This window comes from Palleronia abyssalis (genome assembly GCF_900302445.1).
GTDB lineage: Bacteria > Pseudomonadota > Alphaproteobacteria > Rhodobacterales > Rhodobacteraceae > Palleronia > Palleronia abyssalis.
Genome location: NZ_ONZF01000001.1, coordinates 183,585 through 204,639, shown reverse-complemented (window position 1 = coordinate 204,639; position 21,055 = coordinate 183,585). Strand labels below are relative to the sequence as shown.

Sequence of the window (21,055 nt, the reverse complement as noted above, 5' to 3'; positions counted from 1 at the left end):
AGCGCCCAAACCGCGCAACAGGAGGCATGCATGGCCGAGATCACCGACCCCGAGAACACCATCATCATGGAGCTGAAGGGCGGCCGCGTCGTCATCGAGCTGATGCCCAAGATCGCCCCGCAGCATACCGAGCGGATGAAGACCCTGGCGCGCTCCGGCGCCTATGACAACGTCGTCTTCCACCGCGTGATCGACGGCTTCATGGCCCAGACCGGCGATGTGGCGAACGGCAATGCCGAGGGCGACTTCAACATCCGCATGGCTGGCACGGGCGGATCGGAACATCCCGACCTTCCCGCCGAATTCTCGAAGATCCCGCACGACCGGGGCACGCTGGGTGCTGCGCGCTCGGCCAACCCCGACTCGGCCAACTCGCAATTCTTCATCAACTTCAGCGACAACCATTTCCTGAACGGCCAGTACACCGTCTATGGCCGCGTCATCGAGGGGATGGAGCATGTGGATGCTATCACCAAGGGCGAGCCGCCGGCGAACCCCGACCGCATGATCAGCGTGAAGGTGGCCGCCGATGCGTAAGCTTGTCCTTCTTCTCTCGCTCGCCGCCGCGTCCCCCGCACTGGCCACCGGCCTGGACATCCAGATCCAGGGCGAGGCGCAGGGCACCGTCCATGTCGACCTGTTCGAGGACGTGGCCCCCAACCATGTCGAACGCATCACCGCCCTGGCCGAACGCGGTGCCTATGACGGGGTGGCGTTCCACCGCGTGATCGAAGGGTTCATGGCCCAGACCGGCGACGTGCAGTACGGCAAGGTCGAGGGCGGCGACATGTCCCGCGCGGGCTTCGGCGGGTCGGACCTGCCGGATCTGGAACAGGAGTTCTCGGACCGGCCCTTTACCCGCGGCACCGTGGGCATGGCCCGTTCGGGCGCGTCGGTGGACAGCGCGAACTCGCAATTCTTCATCATGTTTAATTCGGCCCCGCATCTCGACGGGCAATACACCGTCGTGGGCGAAGTGACCGAAGGGATGGAGATCATCGACGAGGTCAAGCGCGGGGCCGGCCAGTCCGGCGCCGTATCGGGCGCGCCCGACATCATGGAAAGCGTGACCGTCACAGATTGACGTTTACGTGACCCGGCTGGTCGGGCCGGGTCTTTCGGGCGATCTTCCCGGGATCGGGAGGATCGCCATGCTTTACCGTCTGTGCCTTGCCCTTGTCGTTGCCGCCGGGTCCGCCTTGGCCCAGGCGGCCCCGCCGGACGCGTGGCGGTCGGAATGGTCCCAGACCGATTTCAGCAACTCTGCCATCGGGGACTGGACCGAAATCATCTCGGGCGGTCCTCCGAAGGACGGCATCCCCGCCATCACATCTCCCGATATGATCGCCGTCGCACAGGAGGCGCGCCTGTCCCCGCGCGAGCCGGTGATGGCCTATGCGGGCCGCGCCTATCCCATCCGGTACCTGATGTGGCATGAGATCGTGAACGACCATGCCGACGGACGCCCAATCGCGGTGACGTTCTGCCCCTTGTGCAACACCGGTATCGTCTTCGACCGCAGCGCGGCGGACACGGTGCTGGAGTTCGGGGTCACGGGCAAGTTGCGCCACTCGGACATGATCATGTTCGACCGCCAGACCGAAAGCTGGTGGCAGCAGGCGACCGGCGAAGCCATCGTCGGCGCGTTGACCGGGACCGAACTTCGCCCGTTGCCCGCGCTGATGCAAAGCTGGCAGGCGTTCCGCGATGAACATCCCGACGGCGTCGTGATGGACGCGCCCGACACGGCGCGCCGCTACGGCACAAACCCCTATGCGGGCTATGACAGTGCGCCGAGGCCGTTCCTGTATTCGGGCGAGGCGCCGCCCCACGGCATCGCCCCGCTGGCCCGCGTCGTTCGCGTTGGGGATCGCGCCTGGCCGCTGACGCGGCTGCGCGACGCGGGCCGGGTCGAGGAAGCGGGACTGACGCTGAACTGGGCGGAAGGGCAGGCCTCGGCGCTGGACACGGGCGTTCTGGCCGAGGGGCGGGAAGTCGGCGATATCCGAGTGACGGACGAAGCCGGCGAGCCCGTGGCCTTCGACATTCCGTTCGCCTTCGCGTTCGACGCCTTCCACCCCGACGGAACCTGGATGCTGGGCGACTGATCGGCCTTGCGAGGAAACGCCGGCCGGGCAATGATCCGGCCATGCCCTACGACACCGAACCTTTGCCGTATCGCGCCCGCCCCGCGGATCCCGCAGCCGCGGCCCGCGAGGTCTTCGACCGGATGGCCAGCCGACGAACCGTGCGCGACTTCTCGGACCGCGCCGTCCCCGAAGAGGCGATCCGCCATGCCGTCGCGACAGCTGGCCGGGCTCCATCGGGGGCGAACCAGCAACCGTGGCATTTCGTGGCGATCCGCGACCGCGCCGTGAAGGCCCGCATCCGCGCAGCCGCCGAGGCGGAGGAGCGCGCGTTCTATGACGGTGCGGCGGGTGACGACTGGTTACAGGCGCTGGCGCCCATCGGTACGGACGCCGACAAGCCGCACCTGGAACAGGCGTCGTGGCTGATCGTCGTCTTTGCCCAGCGGTTTGGGGTCAACGCGGACGGAGAACGGATCAAGCATTATTATGTCCCCGAAAGTGTCGGCATCGCCTGCGGCTTCCTGATTGCCACGCTTCACATGGCGGGGCTGGATTGCCTGACCCATACGCCTGCGCCCATGGGCTTCCTGCGCGAGATCTGCGGTCGGCCGGCCCATGAAAAGCCGGTGATGATCCTGGCGGTCGGATACGCGGAAGAGGGGGCGGCGGTGCCAAAAGCGCCCGGGCGAAAGAAGGCGATGGACGAGATACTCAGCGTCGTCTGAGGGACAGCGCGACCCTGCGGGGCGGGTATTTTTCCAAGGGTGAAATGGCCTGTCAGACGACGAAGTGTTTCGCCAGTTTCAGCCCCTGGCCCTGGTAGTTCGACGCGATGTCCTGCCCGTAGAGGCGCTCGGGCGGCTGAGACATGCGTTCGTAGATGAGGCGCCCGACGATCTGGCCGTGTTCCAGGACGAAGGGGGCTTCGTGGCAGCGGACTTCGAGGACTCCGCGCGCGCCCGTGCCGTTCGCCGTGGCGTGGCCGAAGCCCGGATCGAAAAATCCGGCGTAGTGGACGCGGAACTCGCCCACCATGGCAAGGTAGGGGGCCATCTCGGCGGCATAGGCGGGCGGGATCGTGACGGCCTCTCGGCTGACGAGGATGTAGAACGCGCCCGGATCGAGGATCAGGCGGGCGTCGTTGGTCCGAAGCTCTTCCCAGAAATCGCGGGCGGGGTAGTGTGCGATAAGGTCGAGGTCGATCACACCGGTATGGGGCTTGGCGCGATAGCCGACGAGATCGCCGTCACGGGGGCGCAGATCGACCGAGAAGCCTAGGCCCGCATCGATCACCGGGGCGCTGTCCACGAGGGGTTCGCGGTCATGAAGCGCGCGAAGCTGCGTGTCGTCGAGCGTCGCGTGGCCATCGCGGAAGCGGATCTGGTTGAGGCGCATTCCCGGCCGGACGAGGACGGAAAACGAACGTGGGCAGATCTCGGCATAAAGCGGGCCGTCATAGCTATCGGGAATGCGGTCGAACTCGCTCCCTTCGTCCGTCACCACGCGGGTCAGCAAATCGAGCCGCCCGGTGGAGCTTTTCGCGTTGGCGACGGCCTTGAGGCCCGCTGGCAGATGCAGGCTTTCCATTAGCGGCACGAGGTAGACGCACCCCTTCTCCAGCACAGCGCCTTCGGTGAGGTCGATCCGGTGCATCGAGAAGTCGGCCAGCCGGTCCGTGACCGTACGCCCCCGGCCGGGCAGGAACGATGCGCGGACGCGATGCGCGACGCTGCCTAGTCGCAGGTCGAGGGAGGCGGGCTGTATCTGATCGGGGACAATGGGGGGATCGGCGCGGAGCGTCCCGGACGCGATCAACGCGCGAAGAGCCTGCGAGGGAAGGACACCGGTCATGTCTGTTCCCCGCATCTCATGTGGTAGCTGGTCGGGCTAGCAGGACTCGAACCTGCGACCTTCCGTCCCCCAGACGGACGCGCTACCAGGCTGCGCCATAGCCCGACTGGAGGGGCTTTTATCGAAACGGGCAGCAGGGGCAAGGGGCTGTGCGCCATTTTCCGCAACTAGATCCGTGCATCCCAAGCGCGCGAGACGATCTCGGCCTCGATCGCGATGGGGCGCAACACGCGGGACCGCCGTGTTCGGCCCGAACGGCCCATGCCCGACAGCACCGCCAGCGGCGTGACGGGCAAGGTCAGGGCGTCGACATCGGGCAGGGGGATGTCCGCGAACGGAGTTGGGCCGGGCGTTGCGGCCGGGTCATCGGGCACGGACGGCGCGGCGCCTTCCGGTGTCGGTTCGGCGGGGGCCTCCTGCCCCGGGGTCGAACCCTCGGTGGACTGTGCGCCCTCTGCTGGGCCGGTGTCGGGCGCGACAGGTGCGTCGGCATCGGTGACCGGCATCGGCGGTATGTCCGCCACTTGATGTAGCTCCGTGTCCATGGTCGGGGCGGACGGCTGGGCGTTGCCTTCTGCCGTGTCGACATCGGGCGCAGGATCCGCTTCGGCATCCGACTCGGTAAGGTCTGGCGCGGGCGGCTCATTGACCGTGGCCTGACCGGCGTCGTCCTGCGATCCGGCGGCCTCGTTGGACGCGGGTTCCGGTTCGGCCGATGGCCGTGCGGGATCATCAATGCCGTCCGCGGCGTCAGACTCTGGTACTGCCGCGATGTTCGGTGGCGGGGTGATCTCGGGCGGGGCGTCTGACTCGAGGTAATCGGTGTTGAGCTTGCCCACCGCCTCCTCGGCTTCGTCGGTGAAGGGCCAGCGATCGGGGGCGGTCTCGATGGTCGAGACACCCTTGGGCGTCAGGGTGATGACCTTGCCGCGATCTTCGCCCGCGGGGGGCCCGTCCAGGGGCGGAGACAGGGCCGAGACATGCCGGATCCCTTCCTCGCGCAGCAGTTTCTGCACCCCGCGGATCGTCATCCCCTCGTCATGCAGGAGGCGCTTGATCCCGCCCAGAAGTTCCATGTCGGCTGGACGGTAATAGCGACGCCCACCGGCCCGCTTGACCGGTTTGACCTGGGTGAACCGTGATTCCCAGAACCGCAGGACATGGGTCGGAACGTCCAGCCAGTCGGCCACTTCGCTGATCGTGCGAAAGGCATCGGGTGCCTTGGCCATGTCTACCCCTTGTTGCCGTCTGCGATCCTGTCCCGCATCAGATGCGACGGGCGAAAGGTCAACACGCGTCGGGGATGGATTGGCACTTCTTCCCCGGTCTTGGGGTTGCGCCCGATCCGGGCCGACTTGTCACGCAGCGCGAAGGTCCCGAAGGAAGAGATTTTCACCGTCTCGCCCGCGACGAGCGACTCGCAGATATGATCCAGCACGGATTCGACAAGCTGGGCGGATTCGTTTCGCGACAACCCCACCTCTCGATGGACGGCTTCGCTCAAGTCCATCCGCGTCAACGTTTTCGACATTCTGTCAGTCCCCCGAGGCCCTTGGCCCCGAAAATGGTCTACCGATTCTGTGAAGTCAACGACGCCGAAGCGGTCGGGCGTTCCAAGCCTACCAGCGCAGGACCAGCGAACCCCAGGCGAGTCCGCCGCCGATGGCTTCGGTCACGATGATCTGTCCGGGACGGATCTTGCCCTCTGCCCGCGCGACCGACAGGGCCAGCGGGATCGACGCGGCCGACGTGTTGCCGTGGTCCTGCACGGTCACGACCACCCGCTCCATGGGGACGCCCATCTTCTGCGCGGTCGCCTTGATGATCCGGATATTGGCCTGGTGGGGGACGACCCAATCCACGTCATCCGCCGTGAGCCCCACCTTCTGCAGCGCGGTGTGGGCGGTTGCCGCCAGTTTCTCGACCGCGTGACGGAATACTTCCTTGCCTTCCATCCGCAAATGGCCGGTGGACTGGGTCGAAATACCGCCATCGACATACAGGATGTCGCGATGCCGTCCGTCGGAATGCAGGTCCGCCGACAGGATGCCCCGATCCGCGGTCGTCCCGTCGCCATCGGCCGCCTCAAGGATCAGCGCGCCCGCGCCGTCGCCGAACAGCACGCAGGTCGAACGGTCCGTCCAGTCCATGATCCGGCTGAACGTCTCGGCGCCCACGACGGCGACGCGCCGGGCCTGGTCCGAAACAATCATCGCATTCGCCGTGGTCATGGCAAAAACGAAGCCCGCGCAGACGGCCTGCACGTCGAACGCGAAGCCTGAACGAAGGCCCAGCTTGTCTTGGACCATGGTCGCGGCCGAAGGGAATGTCAGGTCCGCGGTCGAGGTGGCGACTACGATGGCATCCAGTGCCTCGACCTCCAGCCCCGCATCCGCCAGCGCGGCGCGGACCGCATGGGTGGCGAGATCCGAAGTCAGTTCCCCTTCGGCGGCAAAGTGCCGACGCTCGATCCCCGAGCGTGAGCGGATCCATTCGTCCGATGTCTCAAGGGTTGCCTCGAACTCGGAATTCTCGACGACGCGGGCGGGCAGGTAGTGACCGACCCCGGCGACGCGGGCCCTGATGACGCTCATGTCCCGCTCCTCCGGTTGTCTTCTTCCACAAGTACCGACCCCTCCGCGACGCGGGCGGCCAGTCGGTTGGTAAAGTCCTTCTGGCCCAGCTTGAAGGCCAGCTTGATGGCCGCGGACACGCCGGTCGCATCGGCCGAACCGTGGCTTTTCACGACCGTGCCGTTGACGCCCAGGAACACGCCGCCATTCACCCGCCGTGGGTCGATCCGCTTTTGCAGACGCTTCAGCGACGTCAGCGCCAGCACCGCGGCAAGCCGCGACAGGGGAGAATATTGGAACGCCTCGCGCAGAAGATCGCGAATCAGCGATGCGGTGCCTTCGCCGGTCTTGAGAGCCACATTGCCTGTGAACCCGTCGGTCACGATCACGTCCACCCGGTCCGAGGGGATGTCCACGCCTTCGACGAAACCGACGAAATCGTAATCCGCCGTCTTGGCCGCGCGGGAGATCAGGCTGTGCGCCTCGCGCATCTCGGGGCGACCCTTGTGCTCCTCCGTCCCGTTGTTCAGCAGGCCGATCCTGGGGTGGCGCACCTCTTGCCCGTTGCGCGCGTAGGAGCAGCCCATCAGGGCGTATTGCAGCAGGTCGCGCGGATCCGCCTTGATGTCGGCGCCGACGTCCAGCATCACGTTGAACCCGGCGGGATTGCGCGACGGCCAGAGACAGGCGATCGCCGGGCGGTGGACGCCGGGGATCTTGCGCAGTCGCATGACCGAAAGCAGCATCAGCGCGCCGGTGTTTCCGCAACTGACGGCGGCCTGCGCTTCGCCGGTCTTCACGGCGTCAATACAGGACCACATGGACGTCTTCTGTCCATGGCGCAGCACGTTGGACGGCTTGTCGGTCATCGACACGACATCGGGACAGTCGCGAAGTTCGACCCGGTCATCCAGCTTGGCCTTGGCGATCAGAGGCCTCAACGCCGCTGCATCGCCATGGACCAGAAACTGAAGATCGGGATTCTTGGCTGCCGACTTGGCCATGCCGCTGATCACGGCTTTCGGGCCCTGGTCCCCGCCCATCGCGTCGACGGACAGGACGATTGGCCCGGCGCGCCGGTCAGCCTCGTCGATATTTTCCCGGGGACCCTGCGCCATCGGCGGGGCCGGCCTTACGCCGCGTCGTCGTCGAGATCGATCTCGTCGGCCTGGGCGACGATTTCACGTTCGGCATAATGACCGCAAGCGCCGCAGACATGATGCGGGCGCTTCAGCTCGCCGCAGTTGGGGCATTCATGCGGGTTGGCGGCGGTCAGGGCATCGTGGGCGCGGCGCATGTTGCGGCGCGACTTGGTGACCTTATTCTGAGGGACGGCCATGGTCGGTCCTTCGCAAGTTTGGGCAGGACGCAGGTTCAAGGCGCCCCGGAATTCGATTGAGGCCGCGCAATACGCCCATAAGCATCAGGGATCAAGCCCTTGCGACGGGCTTTCACACCGCTTTGCGCGCGACTACGCTTCGCCCCGGATTTACACCGAAAACCGGAGCGCGCCATGCCTTTCCTCTTCGACCCGCCAGCCCCCGCCACCGTCACGATCGAGGGGCGGGGCGACTATCCGATCCGAAGGATCTTCTGCGTCGGCCGCAATTATGCCGAACACGCCGCCGAGATGGGCAACGAGGTCGACCGCGCCGCGCCGTTCTACTTCACGAAAAGCCCGGCCCATGCGGTGGCGGGCGGCGACTGGACCTATCCCCCGGGCACCTCGGATCTGCATCACGAGGTCGAGCTGGTCGTGGCCCTGGACGAGGGCGGCGCGGTGATGGCCGCGGGGGTCGGCCTGGACATGACGCGACGCGATCTGCAGGCGGTCGCAAAGGAAAAGCGCCGCCCCTGGGATGTCGCGAAAGATTTCGAGGGGGCGGCGATCCTGGGACAGTTCCTCCCGTTGGAGGAGATCGGCGCGCACGAGATATCCTTGTCGGTCAACGGCGCGGTCCGGCAGTCGGGCAATACCCGCGATCTGATCCACGATATCCCCGCGCTTCTGGCGCATCTGGGCACGCTCTATGATCTGGGGGCGGGGGATCTGATCATGACCGGCACGCCCGCAGGCGTGGGCAAGGTGACGCAAGGGGACCTCCTGTCGGCGCAGATCGAGGGACTTCCGCCGCTGGAGGTGCGGATCGTCTGACACCCCGCAAGGGACGGGTTCGCGTTGTCACACGGACGTCATGGTGTCGCGGCAGATATCGGGCACCGAATGTGGGGCTTGCGGGGATCGGACCGCCATATATAGTCCCCATGAAGACGCGGGGCGGGGCCTCCCCCGTCCTGGGCCGGAAGCGGATGCAGGGCAGGGACGGACTCAAGACCATGGCAGGCGATTTCAGAACCAGTTTCGTGCGGGAGCCGAACAACCTTCGACACCATCCGGCGCTTGTGTTGAACGCGGATTACCGGCCGTTGTCGTACTATCCCCTGTCCCTCTGGCCTTGGCAGGAGGCGGTGAAGGCGGCCTTCCTCGACCGGGTGCAGATCGTCGCGGAATACGAGCAGGTCGTTCGAAGTCCGACGACCGTGATCCGGATTCCCTCGGTCGTCGTCCTGAAAGATTTTGTCAAACCCCAGAAGCGCGTGGCTTTCACGCGCTTCAATCTTTTTCTGAGGGACGAATTCCGCTGCCAGTATTGCGGATCGACGGGCGATTTGACCTTCGATCACGTGGTGCCGCGCGCCCGGGGCGGGCGGACCAGCTGGGAGAACGTCGTGGCCGCCTGTTCGAAATGCAACCTGTCCAAAGGATCGCGGTCCCTGCGCGACACCGGCATGAGCTTGCGAAAGCCCCCCCGCGTGCCCGGCGCGGAGGAGCTGAAGAACATGGGGCGCCGCTTCCCGCCCAACCACCTGCACGACACGTGGCTCGACTTCCTTTACTGGGACGCGGAACTGGAAGCCTGAGTCAGGCGGCCATCTCGTCGATTTCGGCGACTTCCTCGTCCGTCAGCTCCAGCCGGCGACGCAACTCGGCCAGGTAGGCGCGGTTCGCCTCGGACTCGCCGTCGACCGCCGCGCTCGAGGCGAGGTAGAATTCCTGCGCGGTCTCGTGGTCGTTGACCTGGACCAGCAACTCGTCCAGCGGCTTGGGGTTGGCGATCTCACGCTCCATCACGGCGCGATCCTCGGCGTCGCCGCCGCTCTGCTCGATCTCGCCCATGATGGTCGCGCGTTCTTGCTGGGACATCGCCCCGTCGGAATAGGCGGCCGTGATCATCGCCCGGATCAGCAGAAGCGCCTTGTCGTCGCTTAGGGAATCGGCTGCGCGCTGGTCTTCCGTCAGGTCGGGCTCGGGCTCGGTCGTGCCGGTGGCTTCCTTCACCTTGCCGGTGACCTGTTGGACCAGCCCCGCCAGCCCGCCGGAGGACGACCCGGCGCGCGTGGTGCCTTGCTTGCCGGACTGGCTGTCTTGATAGGCCTTGTACGCCATGTACCCCATCGCCGCGAGGCCGAGCTTGCCGCCCATGCCGCTGCGTCGACGGCCCAGACCGCCCATCGCCGCGCCGGCCAGTCCGCCGCGCCGTCTGCCACGTCCCGCCATGCGCGAGGCCAGCATCGTGCCGAGAATTCGTTTGAGGCTCATTGGAATTACTCCTTTGGCAGATGAACGGCCCAGACCGGGCGGCCGTTCCCGCCCGCACGGCGCGTCGGCGGTCGATCGCGTGCAGCAAGGTCACGCAAGGCGGAAACACTGTGCCGTTAGCGATCACGCAAGACTTGACCACCGCGCGCGGAACGGCAACTCAGGGCGCGAACCGCAAGGGAGCAGTCCATGGTTTCGCGCGTCATCCCGGTCGATCCGTTCGACCTGACCATTTTCGGCGGCACGGGCGATCTGGCCCGCCGCAAGATCCTTCCCGGCCTCTACAGACGTTTCCGCGCCGGACAGATGCCCGAGACATCGCAGATCGTCGGCGCGGCCCGCTCGGACCTGACCGAGGACCAATACCGCGACGAGGTGCACGAGGCGCTGAAGGAGTTCATCAGCAAGGACAAGCTCGAGTCGAATGCGGTCGACGGCTTCCTGTCGCTGCTGCGCTACGTCTCGATCGACGCGACCGGCGACAAGGGCTGGTCCGAGCTGAAGGAACACCAGCGCGGAGACCATATCAGCGCGTTCTACTTTTCGGTTGCGCCGTCGCTGTTCGGCCCCATCGCCGAACGTCTGCACGAACACGGGATCGCGGACGCCTCGACCCGGATCGTGGTGGAAAAGCCCTTCGGTCGCGATCTGGAAACCGCGCGCAAGCTGAACCAGACGCTGGCCCAGCATTTCGACGAGACGCAGATCTACCGCATCGACCATTATCTGGGCAAAGAGACGGTCCAGAACCTGATGGCGCTGCGCTTCGGCAACGTCCTGTTCGAGCCGTTGTGGAACAGCCAGTATGTTGACCACATCCAGATCACCGTGGCCGAGACGGTGGGCGTGGGTGGCCGTGGCGGATACTACGACCGCTCGGGCGCGATGCGCGACATGGTGCAGAACCACCTGATGCAGCTTCTGTGCCTCATCGCGATGGAGCCGCCCAGCCAGTTCGAACCCGACGCCGTGCGCGACGAGAAGCTGAAGGTGATCCGCGCGCTGGACCCCGTGAAGCCCGAGGAGCTGGTGCGCGGCCAGTACACCGCCAAGGGCAAGACACCGTCCTATCTGCACGATGTCGAGAACGAGGACAGCCGCACCGAAAGCTTCATGGCGATGAAGGTCAACGTGTCGAACTGGCGGTGGGCGGGCACGCCGTTCTACCTGCGCACCGGCAAGCGGCTGCGCGCGCGCCAGTCGGAAATCGCGGTCGTCTTCAAGGACGCGCCCCATTCGATCTTCGGCGAAGAGGCCGGGCGGCATCGCAACATCCTGACCATTCGCCTGCAACCGAACGAAGGCATGACCCTTGGCGTCACCATCAAGGAACCGGGGCCGGGCGGCATGCGCCTGATCGACGTGCCGCTGGACATGACCTTCGCCGATGCGCTGGGGGCCGAGAACGACAACGTCACCGATGCCTACGAACGGCTGGTGATGGACGTGATCCGCGGCAACCAGACCCTGTTCATGCGCGGCGACGAGGTCGAGGCTGCATGGGCCTGGACCGATCCGATCATCGAAAGCTGGGAAAGCCGCGACCGCCGCCCGTACCCCTACGAGCCGGGATCGAGCGGGCCCGAGGAGTCGGCCATGCTGCTGCATCGCGAGGAACGCCGCTGGCGCGAAATCCGCGAATGACGGCGGGATTCGGCCGGAAAATCGACCCGCGCGGCGCAATGCGCTAGGTAGGCGCGGACCACGTCCTGACAGCGAAGGCCCTTTCATGGAATTCGTCGAATACGCCGACACCGAGATGATGATGATGCAGCTTGCCGACAAACTGGCGAGCGAAATCTCAAAAAGCCTCGCGGTGCACGACCACGCCTCGCTGGCCGTGCCCGGAGGATCGACCCCGGGTCCGGTCTTCGACACTCTGTCCGGCGCCAACCTGCACTGGGACCGGGTGCATGTCCTGCTGACGGACGAGCGGATGGTGCCGCCTGATCACGAACGCTCAAACGAGCGTTTGCTGCATGACCGGCTGCTGCGCGACAAGGCGGCGGCGGCGCAGTTCATCCGCCTGATCCCCGGCGCGGGCGTGTCGATGGACGATCTGACCAATCGTATCGCGCCCGAGCTGCCCCTGTCGATCCTGCTTCTGGGGATGGGCTCGGACATGCATTGCGCGTCGCTGTTCCCCGGCTCGCCGCAGCTGGCCGATGCGCTGTCGTCGAAGGCGCCGCCCGTGATGCAGGTCGATGCCCCCGAGGGGCTGGAGCCGCGGGTGACCCTGACCGGCCCGGTGCTTCGGGGCGCTCTGTCGACCCATGTCGTCATCACCGGGGACGAGAAACGCGCGGCCATCGAGAAGGCCGCCAGACTGAAGCCCGAGGACGCGCCCATCGCGCTGGTCCTGGGCGACGCCACCGTGCATTGGGCCAAGGAGTAGCCGCATGATCCCGTCTTCGACCTGGACGACCCTGAAGGACCGCGCCGAGGCCGTCCACGACCGTCCCATCCTTGACCTCATGGACGAGGACCGCGCGCAGGACTTCGCGGTCGAGGCGTTGGGGATGCTGTTCGACTATTCCAAGACCAACATCGACGCCGAGACGCGGGAGACGCTGATAGGCCTCTGCGCCACCGCCGATCTGGACGCCCGCCGCGAGGCGATGTTCACCGGCAAGCGCATCAACGAGACCGAAGGCCGCGCCGTTCTGCACAGCGCCTTGCGCAACCTCGACGGCAAGCGGATCCTGATCGAAGGCAACGACGTGATGCCCCGCGTTCTGGGCACGCTGGCCCGGATGGAAGGCTTCGCGCGGTCGGTGCGCGAAGGGAATTACCGCGGGCAGGGCGGTCCCATCACGGATGTGGTCAATATCGGCATCGGCGGGTCGGATCTGGGCCCCGCCATGGCCGCGCAGGCGCTGGTGCCGTTCCATGACGGGCCGCGCACGCATTTCGTGTCGAACGTGGACGGCGCGCATATCGCCGACGTTCTGGCCCCGCTGGATCCGACGACGACGCTGGTGATCGTCGCCTCGAAGACCTTCACGACGATCGAGACGATGACCAACGCCCAGACCGCGAAGGACTGGATGGCCGAGCAGGTGCGCGACCCGGCCGCGCAATTCGCGGCACTGTCCTCGGCCGCGGACAAGACGTGGGAGTTCGGCATCTCGGAAACCCGCGTCTTCGGGTTCGAGGACTGGGTCGGCGGGCGCTATTCCATGTGGGGACCCATCGGCCTGTCGCTGATGATCGCGATCGGCCCGCAGCGCTTCCGCGAGTTCCTGCGCGGGGCCGAGGCGATGGACCAGCATTTCCGCCAAGCCGAACCGCTGGCGAACATGCCCGTGATGCTGGCGCTGATCGGCATCTGGCACAACCAGGGCTGCGGTTACGCCACCCGCGCGGTTCTGCCCTATGAACAACGTCTCGCGCGTCTGCCCGCCTACCTTCAGCAGCTGGAGATGGAGAGCAACGGCAAGCGCGTGTCGATGGATGGCGACGACCTGCCTGTCGACAGCGGCCCTGTGGTGTGGGGCGAGCCGGGGACCAACGGCCAGCATGCGTTCTACCAGCTGATCCACCAGGGCACCCGCGTGGTGCCATGCGAGTTCATGGTCGGCAAGCATGGTCACGAGGAATCGCTGTCCCATCAGCACCGCCTGCTGGTCGCCAACTGCCTCGCCCAGTCCGAAGCGCTTCTGCGCGGCCGGTCGCTGGACGAGGCGCGCAAGTCGGTGGCCGACAAGTTCGAAGGCTCCGAGCTTGAACGTCAGGCCCGCCACCGCGTCTTTCCAGGCAACCGCCCCTCGACCACGCTTCTGTATGACAGCCTTACGCCCGAGGTTCTGGGCCAGATCGTCGCCCTTTATGAGCATCGCGTCTTCGTCGAAGGCGTGCTTCTGGGGATCAATTCGTTCGACCAGTGGGGGGTCGAACTTGGCAAGGAACTGGCCAAGGCGCTGGAGCCGGTACTGGCGGGCGACCAGAGCACGGACGGCAAGGACGCATCTACGGCAAGGCTGGTCGGCTGGCTGATGGCATAGGGCTGTGTCGGGGCAGGTTTGGCCCGCGCCCGATGAGCGCCGGCGACCGAACTTCGGCAGGGCCGGGCGCGACTTAGCGGTCGTTGCTCGGCCAGATCGGCGGCGAATGCTGCGATGACCCACGGTGCATTATACCGGGGTCGTAACTCTTCGCTTGGCCGTTGATCTTTTGACCTGCCGTCGGGCCTGTAACAGCATTGGTAAGTGCGTGGTCTGACCGTCGCGCATCAACCTTCCATTAGAATATATCGTCTATCCTCCGCCGGGTGCATGGTGAAGGAGAGGCGTAGTGTTGCATCGGAATGCTTCCGCCGAATGGCGTGGGAATCTCAAGCTTGGCGGGGGAACCGTCAGTACCGCGTCCGGGGCGCTCGACGAATGCCTCTTTGGCTTCCGGACCCGGTTCGAGAATGATCCGGGAACGAACCCGGAAGAACTAATCGCCGCCGCCCATGCGGCATGTTTCAGCATGCAATTGTCGGATCTGCTGTCGAAGGAAGGCTACAGCCCCGAGCGTCTTGATGTGCAGGCCCAGGTTTCGGTCTCTGTCGACGAGGTAGCCGGAGCAACGATCAAGACGTCGGATCTTACCGTTCATGCAAAGGCGCCGGGACTCGAGCCGGAGATCCTGGACAAGGTCGCGCGGGACGCCTCGCGGGACTGTCCGGTCTCGCGCGCGCTGAACCTCGAAATCTCGGTCATCGCGACGGTCGTCTAGCCCGGCTTGGATATGTGAACGGGGGCAACCAAAGGCCGCCCCCGCATCTGTCAGGTCTTTGCGGCGCGGAATTCCCCGGACGCTTCGGTCGCCAGGCTGACGGCGACGATCGCGGCGAAGGCCAGGATGAAGCCCGGGATGATCTCGTAGATGCCCGGACCGCCCAGGAAGCTTCCGTTCCAGCCCAGCGTGATCCACACGATCACCGTGACCGCACCCGTGACCAGCCCGGCGATAGCGCCGGCGCCCGTCATCCGCGACCACGTCAGCGCCAGGATGATTAACGGACCGAACGCCGCCCCGAACCCGGCCCAGGCATTCGACACGAGGCTGAGGACGTTGCTGTCGGGGTTTCGTGCGATGAAGGCCGCGACGACGCCAACCGCGACGACCGCAAGACGGCCGATATTGACGATCTCGGTCTCGCTGGGCTTGCGGCTGAGGACGAGGCGATAGAAATCCTCGGACAGCGACGAGGACGAGACCAGAAGCTGGCTGGACACGGTCGACATGATCGCCGCCAGCAACGCGGCATAGAGGAACCCGGTCACCAGTGGGTGGAACAGAAGATCGGCCAGGACGATGAAGATCGTCTCGCTGTCTTCGACGTTGACGCCGTTCCGCTCGGCATAGGCGCGACCCAGGATGCCGACGCCGATCGCACCGACGAGCGAGATCGCCATCCACGTCATTCCGATATTTCGGGCTGCGGCCACCTCTTTCACGCTCCGCACGGCCATGAATCGCACGATGATGTGGGGCTGGCCGAAATAGCCCAGGCCCCAGGTCACGGCCGACAGCCACCCGATGGCGGTCAGACCTTCGGTCAGGGACAAGTAGCTGGAATCGACCTCACGCAGGGTGCCGGCCGCCTGATCGAACCCGCCGCCGTCGCCCGCGTAGAGGACGATGATCGGCATGATGACCAGTGCCAGCATCATGATCACGCCTTGGCAGAAATCGGTCAGCGACACGGCCAGAAACCCGCCCACGACCGTGTAGGCCAGAACCACGCCCAGCGTCAGCCAGACCCCACCTGATAATTGCCGTCGAACGCGGATTGCACCAGCTTGCCGCCGCCGACGAGGCCCGAGGCCGTGTAGACCGCGAAGAACACCACGATGATGATGGCCGAGACCATGCGCAGCGCGGTCGCCTGGCTGGGAAAGCGGTTGGCCAGAAAGCTGGGGATAGTCAGCGAATTGTTATAGCGTTCTGTCTGCTCGCGCAGGCGCGGGGCGACGATGATCCAGTTCAGAAGCGCGCCGACGAACAGCCCGATGCCGATCCACGCCTCGACCAGACCAGCGGCATAAAGCGCGCCGGGCAGACCCAGAAGCAGCCAGCCCGACATGTCCGAGGCCCCGGCAGACAGGGCCGCGACCGCGGGGGGCAGGTTGCGACCGCCCAGCACGTATTCCTCGGAGTTCGAGGTCGATTTTCGCCACGCATAGACCCCGATGCCGAGCATCAGGATGAAATAGGCGGCGAGGCTGATCCATATGCCGATCTGCATGTCGTCCCTCCAGTTGCCGGGAATGGCCCGGGTCCATCACTTCATTGCGATAAGCGAAAACACGTAGGACGGTTCTTCGTGCCGACCAACCTTGCTTTCGCTTGCGCCCGGGGACGCGGGTTCTTACCTTCTGTGCGCCCGAACCCCGAACAGAGGATCCCCATGGCCATCGAAGCCCGAGAGATCGAGGAACTCATCCGCATCGAGTTTCCCGACGCCCAGATCACCATTACCGACCTCGCGGGCGACGGGAACCACTATGCCGCCGAGGTCGTCGACGAGAGTTTCCGCGGAAAGAACCGGGTGCAGCAGCAGCGGGCCGTCTATGCCGCGCTGAAGGGAAAGATGGACGGACCGGCGGGCGATCTTCACGCGCTGGCGCTGACCACACGCGCCCCGGAATGAGCGGGTTCGCGCTCTCGGCCGTGTTGGTGGTGGCGATCGCCGCCGTGCTGGCCGTCCGGGTGCGCGCTGTTATGCGATCCGAGGTCGGCGCCCGCAGGGGTGCCGCGCCTGGCAAAGGCCACCATGTCCTGAAGTCCGAGTATTTCTCGGGCGGGGGCGGCGGCGGCGAGACGACCGAATACACCGTGCCGAGGGACCCGCAGGAGTATGCGCGTCTTTTCGTGCCGAAGGACAAGCGAAAGGCTGAAAAATGAGCGCTGAAGAAACGATCAAGCAAACGGTGACCGCCAACGACGTGGTGCTGTTCATGAAGGGCACGAAGTCGATGCCGCAATGCGGGTTCTCGTCCCGCGTGGCGGGCGTACTGAACTTCATGGGCGTGGACTTTGCCGACGTGAACGTGCTGGCCGACGAGGATGTCCGCCAGGGCATCAAGGAATACTCCGACTGGCCGACGATCCCGCAGCTTTACGTGAAGGGCGAATTCGTCGGCGGTTGCGACATCGTCACCGAGATGACTCTGTCGGGCGAGCTGGACCAGCTGTTCGAGAAGGAGGGTGTCACGTTCGACAAGGACGCCGCCGAGAAAATCCGCGAAGCGAACGCCTGAGGGCGTCGGCACCGCGGGCGTGCCGTGCGCGCCCGCGGTGCCACCCAACCGGTGGCGATCCGCGTGTCGCCACGACTCTCTCAGGGTCCCGGCGGGTCAGACATACATGACGGCGGTGATGCGGACTCCAGTCCCGACGTCATCGTTGATGGATTGCTCGGCATTCGTTGAGCAAGGATAGAACATCCCCGGTTTCCGCGTCTATCCATTGCAGCCGCGCATCGTCCCCCTTGATATACCACAGGTATCCCGCCTCGCCGTCGACGTAGCGCGATCCAGACGCTGCGGGGGTCCGGGGCAGGGCGACGAGGTTCCCGTCGACCAGCAGAATGGCAAGTGTCGGATCGACGCCGTTGACGTAGAGGACCGGAACGCGTGCGCCGCGTTCGCATTCGTAGGTTACCGGTTCAGGTGCGGCGGACGCCACGGCGGGGGCAATGGCAAGCGTGGCCACGGTGATCAGGCGTATCATGCTTCGACCACCCCGCGACGCTCGGTCTCTTCGGCCAACGACTCGGCCCGCTCGGCAAGGCGGTCCAGCTCGTCCAGGACCTGCTGGGGGATGGCGGGCACCTCGACCCGTTCGGTCCGGGGCGGAGTGGCGCGCAGCTGCGCCACCTGACGCTCAAGTTCGGCCACCCGTTCCTTGGCGGTGCGCATCTGATCCTCGACCCCGGCGGTCTTGTCGGCCAGCATCAGCCCCGCCATCAGAAGCATCCGCGGCTCGGGCATGCGGCCGATCTGGTTCACCAGTACCTGCGCCTCGGCATCCAGTAGACGCGCGGCGGAATGCAGGTAATGCTCTTCGCCGGGCTGGCAGGCCACTTCATAGTCTCGCCCGCCAATCATGACTTTCACATCAGGCATTCGCATTGTCCTCCTCGGCGACGACGGGGGCCAGAAGGGCCAGCACGCCGTCCAGTTCGGACCGGTCGCTGCGCCGCAGGGTGGCCAGCGTCTCGATCTCGGCCGCCATCGCGGTATTGACCAACTCGGCGTCCCCCACCCCCTCGGCGTTGACGCTGCGCAGCGCCTCACAGGTGTCGCGCAACGCGTCGGCCACGACCTTCAGGCGGGCGCGGTCCTCCTCGATCTCGGCCAACAGGGTCTGCGCGCTTTCCAGCTCGGATTCCAGCTCGGCGACGCGGGACTCGTGCCGCTCGCGACTGCCTTTCAGGCGTTCCTCCAGCTGCGTGACCAGCTCGCGCTCGGAGGCCAGTTCGCCCTTCAACGTCTCGACCTCGGGGCGCAGATCCTCGACCGGTTCAGGCTCCGGGGCGGGCGGCAAGATGGGCCCCAGCCTCTCCAGACCGGCGTTCACCCGGTCCAGAGCGCGCTCCAGGCGCCCCTGCAATTCGGTAATGTCCTGCATTCAGACCTTCGCGTATCTTGCGGCTTCTGCTTGGTGATTCGGTATCCGCCCATGCAGTAAAACCGAAAGGCGACAGGATTTCAGCCCCAATTCTGGATGCGGGGCTTTCCCGCCTGCCGCTTGAACTCGGGGCTGTTACTGCTATCACGCTGGCCGAAACGCCCATTGCGGAAGGACCGTAAGCCCCATGGACATCGCCACCCTGCGCGAACGCAACCCCGATCACTGGATGCGCGCCGCCGCGATCCGCGTCCTGGCCCTCGATGCCGTCGCCGCCGCCAATTCGGGCCATTCGGGGATGCCGATGGGCATGGCCGACATCGCCACGGTACTGTGGTCGAAGCACCTGAAATTCGACGCCAAGGCGCCGAACTGGGCCGACCGCGACCGGTTCATCATTTCGAACGGCCACGGCTCGATGCTTCTGTATGCGCTTTTGTACCTGACCGGGTACGAGGACATGACGCTGGACGAGTTGAAGAATTTCCGCCAGTGGGGCTCGAAGACAGCCGGCCACCCCGAGCATGAATATGCCAGCGGGATCGAGACGACGACCGGTCCGCTGGGGCAGGGGCTTGCCACCTCGATCGGCATGGCCATCGCCGAGGAAAGCTTGCGCGCCCGGTTCGGCAAGAAGATCGTCGATCACCACACTTACGTCTTCGCCGGCGACGGCTGCCTGATGGAGGGCGTCAGCCACGAGGCCATCGCGCTGGCCGGGCACCTGAAGCTGTCGAACCTGATTGTCTTCTTCGACGACAACCGCATTTCCATCGACGGCGATATCGGGCTGACCGACTCGACCGACCAGGTCAAGCGCTTCGACGCCGTCGGCTGGCAGACCCAGGAAATCGACGGCCACGATCCCGAGGCCATCGACGCCGCCATCGAGGCCGCCAAGCAGGCCGGCAAGCCGTCGATGATCGCGTGCCGCACCCATATCGCGCTTGGCTCGTCCGCGCAGGACACCGGCAAGGGCCACGGCGCACTGACCGACGAGACGCTGATCGCCGACACGAGGGCCGCCTATGGCTGGGAGCATGGCCCGTTCGATATTCCCGCCGACATCAAGTCGTGGTGGGAAGAGGTCGGCCGCCGTGGCGAGTCGGTGCGGTCGGAGTGGAACGACCGCGTCGAACAGCTGGGTGCAGGCAAGCGCAAGCAGTTCGACGCCGCCATGACGGGAGAGCTTCCGGGCAAGCTGTCGGGCGTCATCAAGGCACTGAAAAAGCAGGTTTCGGAAAACCAGCCCAAGGTCGCGACGCGCAAGTCGTCCGAGATGGTGCTTGAGGTCGTGAACCCGATCATGCGCGAGACGCTGGGCGGATCGGCCGACCTGACCGGTTCGAACAACACCAACACGCCGGACCTGGGCATCTTCAGCCCCGACAATCGCGAGGGGCGCTATATCCACTATGGCATCCGGGAACACGGCATGGCCGCGGCGATGAACGGCATGGCGCTGCACGGGGGCATCCGTCCCTATGGCGGCACGTTCATGGTCTTCACCGACTATGCCCGCCCGGCGATCCGCCTGTCCGCGCTGATGGGCGCGCCGGTCGTCTATGTGATGACCCACGATTCCATCGGGCTGGGCGAAGACGGTCCGACCCACCAGCCGGTCGAGCATCTGGCCATGCTGCGCGCCACGCCGAACCTGCAGGTCATCCGTCCCTGCGACACGGTCGAGACCGCCGAGGCGTGGGAGATCGCACTGCGCACCGCCCACGCGCCCACGGTGCTGGTTCTGACCCGTCAGGGCCTGCCCACGCTGCGGACCCAGCACAAGACGAAGAACCTGACCGAGCAGGGCGCCTATGTCCTGGCCGAGGCCGAGGGCAAGCGTCAGGCCGTGCTGCTGGCCTCCGGGTCCGAGGTTTCGCTGGCCATGGACGCCAAGGTCGCGCTGGAGGCGAAGGGCATCGGAACGCGCGTGGTCTCGATCCCGTCGTTCGAGCTTTTCGCCCAGCAGGACGAAGCGTATCGCCGCCGTGTCCTGCCCGCCGGTGCCGTCCGCGTGGGCATCGAGGCGGCCGCTCGGATGGGCTGGGACCGCTGGCTACTGGGCGAGCGCGGTCGCGAGGCGAAGGCCGGGTTCGTCGGCATGGACAGCTTCGGCGCCTCGGCCCCCGCGGATGTGCTGTTCGACAAGTTCGGGATCACCGCCGACTCGGTCGTCCAGAAGGTCGAATCCCTGCTGTAAGGCAGATCGGGGGTGCCGCAGGTCGAGGACCGCGGCGCCCCTTTGCTGTTCGGGTCGCTGACAATCGCGACGCCCGGGTCTACGGTCGCGCCGTCACAGACCGCAAAGGACC

General features: G+C 65.8%; 24 protein-coding genes, 1 tRNA gene and 1 pseudogene. 14 read left to right on the top strand and 12 right to left on the bottom strand.

Going from position 1 to position 21,055, the window contains the following annotated elements:
* Positions 1-30: 30 nt before the first annotated feature.
* The 4 genes from PAA8504_RS01005 to PAA8504_RS00990 all read left to right on the top strand — a co-directional run bounded on the left by PAA8504_RS01005 (position 31) and on the right by PAA8504_RS00990 (position 2,815).
* Positions 31-537, top strand: a complete 507-nt coding sequence (locus PAA8504_RS01005) for a peptidylprolyl isomerase (RefSeq protein ID WP_108892308.1) — start codon at positions 31-33, stop codon at positions 535-537.
* The gene (locus PAA8504_RS01000) at positions 530-1,084 is read left to right on the top strand and encodes a peptidylprolyl isomerase (RefSeq protein ID WP_108892307.1); all 555 of its coding nucleotides are present in this window, start codon (positions 530-532) and stop codon (positions 1,082-1,084) included. The genes PAA8504_RS01005 and PAA8504_RS01000 overlap by 8 nt, the downstream gene beginning before the upstream one ends.
* Before the next feature lie 67 nt (positions 1,085-1,151).
* Positions 1,152-2,108: a DUF3179 domain-containing protein gene (locus PAA8504_RS00995; protein WP_108892785.1), complete on the top strand. Its 957-nt coding sequence runs from the start codon at positions 1,152-1,154 to the stop codon at positions 2,106-2,108.
* Positions 2,109-2,149: 41 nt separating this feature from the next.
* On the top strand, positions 2,150-2,815 hold the full coding sequence (locus PAA8504_RS00990; RefSeq protein WP_108892306.1) for a nitroreductase family protein: 666 nt from the start codon (positions 2,150-2,152) through the stop codon (positions 2,813-2,815).
* A gap of 52 nt (positions 2,816-2,867) precedes the next feature.
* Here PAA8504_RS00990 and PAA8504_RS00985 read toward each other — a convergent pair whose 3' ends face one another.
* The 7 genes from PAA8504_RS00985 to rpmF all read right to left on the bottom strand — a co-directional run bounded on the left by PAA8504_RS00985 (position 2,868) and on the right by rpmF (position 7,853).
* Positions 2,868-3,941, bottom strand: a complete 1,074-nt coding sequence (locus PAA8504_RS00985) for a 2'-deoxycytidine 5'-triphosphate deaminase (RefSeq protein WP_108892305.1) — start codon at positions 3,939-3,941, stop codon at positions 2,868-2,870.
* A gap of 28 nt (positions 3,942-3,969) precedes the next feature.
* Positions 3,970-4,046 (bottom strand) — tRNA-Pro (locus tag PAA8504_RS00980).
* Between the two features lie 62 nt (positions 4,047-4,108).
* A complete protein-coding gene (locus PAA8504_RS22400; RefSeq protein WP_245897474.1) occupies positions 4,109-5,170 on the bottom strand; it encodes a MerR family transcriptional regulator in 1,062 nt (353 codons plus the stop codon).
* A gap of 2 nt (positions 5,171-5,172) precedes the next feature.
* Positions 5,173-5,472 (bottom strand): integration host factor subunit alpha, encoded by a 300-nt coding sequence (gene ihfA, locus PAA8504_RS00970; protein WP_108892304.1) that lies wholly within the window; start codon positions 5,470-5,472, stop codon positions 5,173-5,175.
* Positions 5,473-5,560: 88 nt separating this feature from the next.
* Positions 5,561-6,535, bottom strand: coding sequence for a beta-ketoacyl-ACP synthase III (locus PAA8504_RS00965; protein WP_108892303.1), 975 nt, complete (start codon positions 6,533-6,535; stop codon positions 5,561-5,563).
* Entirely contained in the window at positions 6,532-7,632 is a 1,101-nt protein-coding gene (gene plsX / locus PAA8504_RS00960) for a phosphate acyltransferase PlsX (RefSeq protein WP_108892302.1), read from the bottom strand. The genes PAA8504_RS00965 and plsX overlap by 4 nt, the downstream gene beginning before the upstream one ends.
* 14 nt (positions 7,633-7,646) lie before the next feature.
* Positions 7,647-7,853 (bottom strand): 50S ribosomal protein L32, encoded by a 207-nt coding sequence (gene rpmF / locus PAA8504_RS00955; RefSeq protein WP_108892301.1) that lies wholly within the window; start codon positions 7,851-7,853, stop codon positions 7,647-7,649.
* 174 nt (positions 7,854-8,027) lie between these two features.
* Between rpmF and PAA8504_RS00950 the strand changes: the two genes are divergently transcribed.
* Both PAA8504_RS00950 and PAA8504_RS00945 read left to right on the top strand, forming a co-directional pair.
* Positions 8,028-8,669 (top strand): fumarylacetoacetate hydrolase family protein, encoded by a 642-nt coding sequence (locus PAA8504_RS00950; protein ID WP_108892300.1) that lies wholly within the window; start codon positions 8,028-8,030, stop codon positions 8,667-8,669.
* A gap of 182 nt (positions 8,670-8,851) precedes the next feature.
* Positions 8,852-9,436: an HNH endonuclease gene (locus tag PAA8504_RS00945; protein WP_108892299.1), complete on the top strand. Its 585-nt coding sequence runs from the start codon at positions 8,852-8,854 to the stop codon at positions 9,434-9,436.
* A gap of 1 nt (position 9,437) precedes the next feature.
* On the opposite strand, the gene PAA8504_RS00940 is transcribed toward PAA8504_RS00945, so the two are convergent.
* Entirely contained in the window at positions 9,438-10,115 is a 678-nt protein-coding gene (locus PAA8504_RS00940; protein ID WP_108892298.1) for a tellurite resistance TerB family protein, read from the bottom strand.
* Between the two features lie 189 nt (positions 10,116-10,304).
* Between PAA8504_RS00940 and zwf the strand changes: the two genes are divergently transcribed.
* The 4 genes from zwf to PAA8504_RS00920 all read left to right on the top strand — a co-directional run bounded on the left by zwf (position 10,305) and on the right by PAA8504_RS00920 (position 14,837).
* A complete protein-coding gene (gene zwf / locus PAA8504_RS00935) occupies positions 10,305-11,759 on the top strand; it encodes a glucose-6-phosphate dehydrogenase (RefSeq protein ID WP_108892297.1) in 1,455 nt (484 codons plus the stop codon).
* A gap of 85 nt (positions 11,760-11,844) precedes the next feature.
* The gene (gene pgl / locus PAA8504_RS00930) at positions 11,845-12,510 is read left to right on the top strand and encodes a 6-phosphogluconolactonase (RefSeq protein WP_108892296.1); all 666 of its coding nucleotides are present in this window, start codon (positions 11,845-11,847) and stop codon (positions 12,508-12,510) included.
* A gap of 4 nt (positions 12,511-12,514) precedes the next feature.
* The gene (gene pgi / locus PAA8504_RS00925; RefSeq protein ID WP_108892295.1) at positions 12,515-14,119 is read left to right on the top strand and encodes a glucose-6-phosphate isomerase; all 1,605 of its coding nucleotides are present in this window, start codon (positions 12,515-12,517) and stop codon (positions 14,117-14,119) included.
* A gap of 289 nt (positions 14,120-14,408) precedes the next feature.
* Complete coding sequence (locus tag PAA8504_RS00920; protein WP_219928883.1) at positions 14,409-14,837, top strand: OsmC family peroxiredoxin; 429 nt, start codon at positions 14,409-14,411, stop codon at positions 14,835-14,837.
* A gap of 50 nt (positions 14,838-14,887) precedes the next feature.
* Here PAA8504_RS00920 and putP read toward each other — a convergent pair.
* Positions 14,888-16,308: pseudogene (gene putP, locus PAA8504_RS00915) on the bottom strand (sodium/proline symporter PutP).
* A 207-nt stretch (positions 16,309-16,515) separates the two neighbouring features.
* On the opposite strand from putP, the gene PAA8504_RS00910 reads away from it, so the two are divergent.
* The 3 genes from PAA8504_RS00910 to grxD are packed head-to-tail and all read left to right on the top strand — an operon-like array spanning position 16,516 to position 17,368.
* Positions 16,516-16,758 (top strand): BolA/IbaG family iron-sulfur metabolism protein, encoded by a 243-nt coding sequence (locus PAA8504_RS00910; protein WP_108892294.1) that lies wholly within the window; start codon positions 16,516-16,518, stop codon positions 16,756-16,758.
* The gene (locus tag PAA8504_RS00905; RefSeq protein WP_108892293.1) at positions 16,755-17,012 is read left to right on the top strand and encodes a hypothetical protein; all 258 of its coding nucleotides are present in this window, start codon (positions 16,755-16,757) and stop codon (positions 17,010-17,012) included. Before PAA8504_RS00910 ends, PAA8504_RS00905 begins: the two co-directional genes overlap by 4 nt.
* Positions 17,009-17,368: a Grx4 family monothiol glutaredoxin gene (grxD, locus tag PAA8504_RS00900; RefSeq protein WP_108892292.1), complete on the top strand. Its 360-nt coding sequence runs from the start codon at positions 17,009-17,011 to the stop codon at positions 17,366-17,368. Before PAA8504_RS00905 ends, grxD begins: the two co-directional genes overlap by 4 nt.
* Positions 17,369-17,507: 139 nt before the next feature.
* Here grxD and PAA8504_RS00895 read toward each other — a convergent pair whose 3' ends face one another.
* The 3 genes from PAA8504_RS00895 to PAA8504_RS00885 are packed head-to-tail and all read right to left on the bottom strand — an operon-like array spanning position 17,508 to position 18,740.
* Positions 17,508-17,840, bottom strand: coding sequence for an MliC family protein (locus tag PAA8504_RS00895; protein ID WP_108892291.1), 333 nt, complete (start codon positions 17,838-17,840; stop codon positions 17,508-17,510).
* The gene (locus PAA8504_RS00890) at positions 17,837-18,235 is read right to left on the bottom strand and encodes a cell division protein ZapA (protein WP_108892290.1); all 399 of its coding nucleotides are present in this window, start codon (positions 18,233-18,235) and stop codon (positions 17,837-17,839) included. Before PAA8504_RS00890 ends, PAA8504_RS00895 begins: the two co-directional genes overlap by 4 nt.
* Positions 18,228-18,740 (bottom strand): hypothetical protein, encoded by a 513-nt coding sequence (locus PAA8504_RS00885; RefSeq protein ID WP_108892289.1) that lies wholly within the window; start codon positions 18,738-18,740, stop codon positions 18,228-18,230. Before PAA8504_RS00885 ends, PAA8504_RS00890 begins: the two co-directional genes overlap by 8 nt.
* A 187-nt stretch (positions 18,741-18,927) precedes the next feature.
* Between PAA8504_RS00885 and tkt the strand changes: the two genes are divergently transcribed.
* Positions 18,928-20,943 carry a transketolase gene (gene tkt, locus PAA8504_RS00880; RefSeq protein WP_108892288.1) on the top strand — a complete coding sequence of 672 codons (2,016 nt, stop codon included), beginning with the start codon at positions 18,928-18,930 and terminating at the stop codon, positions 20,941-20,943.
* The last annotated feature ends 112 nt before the right edge of the window (positions 20,944-21,055 follow it).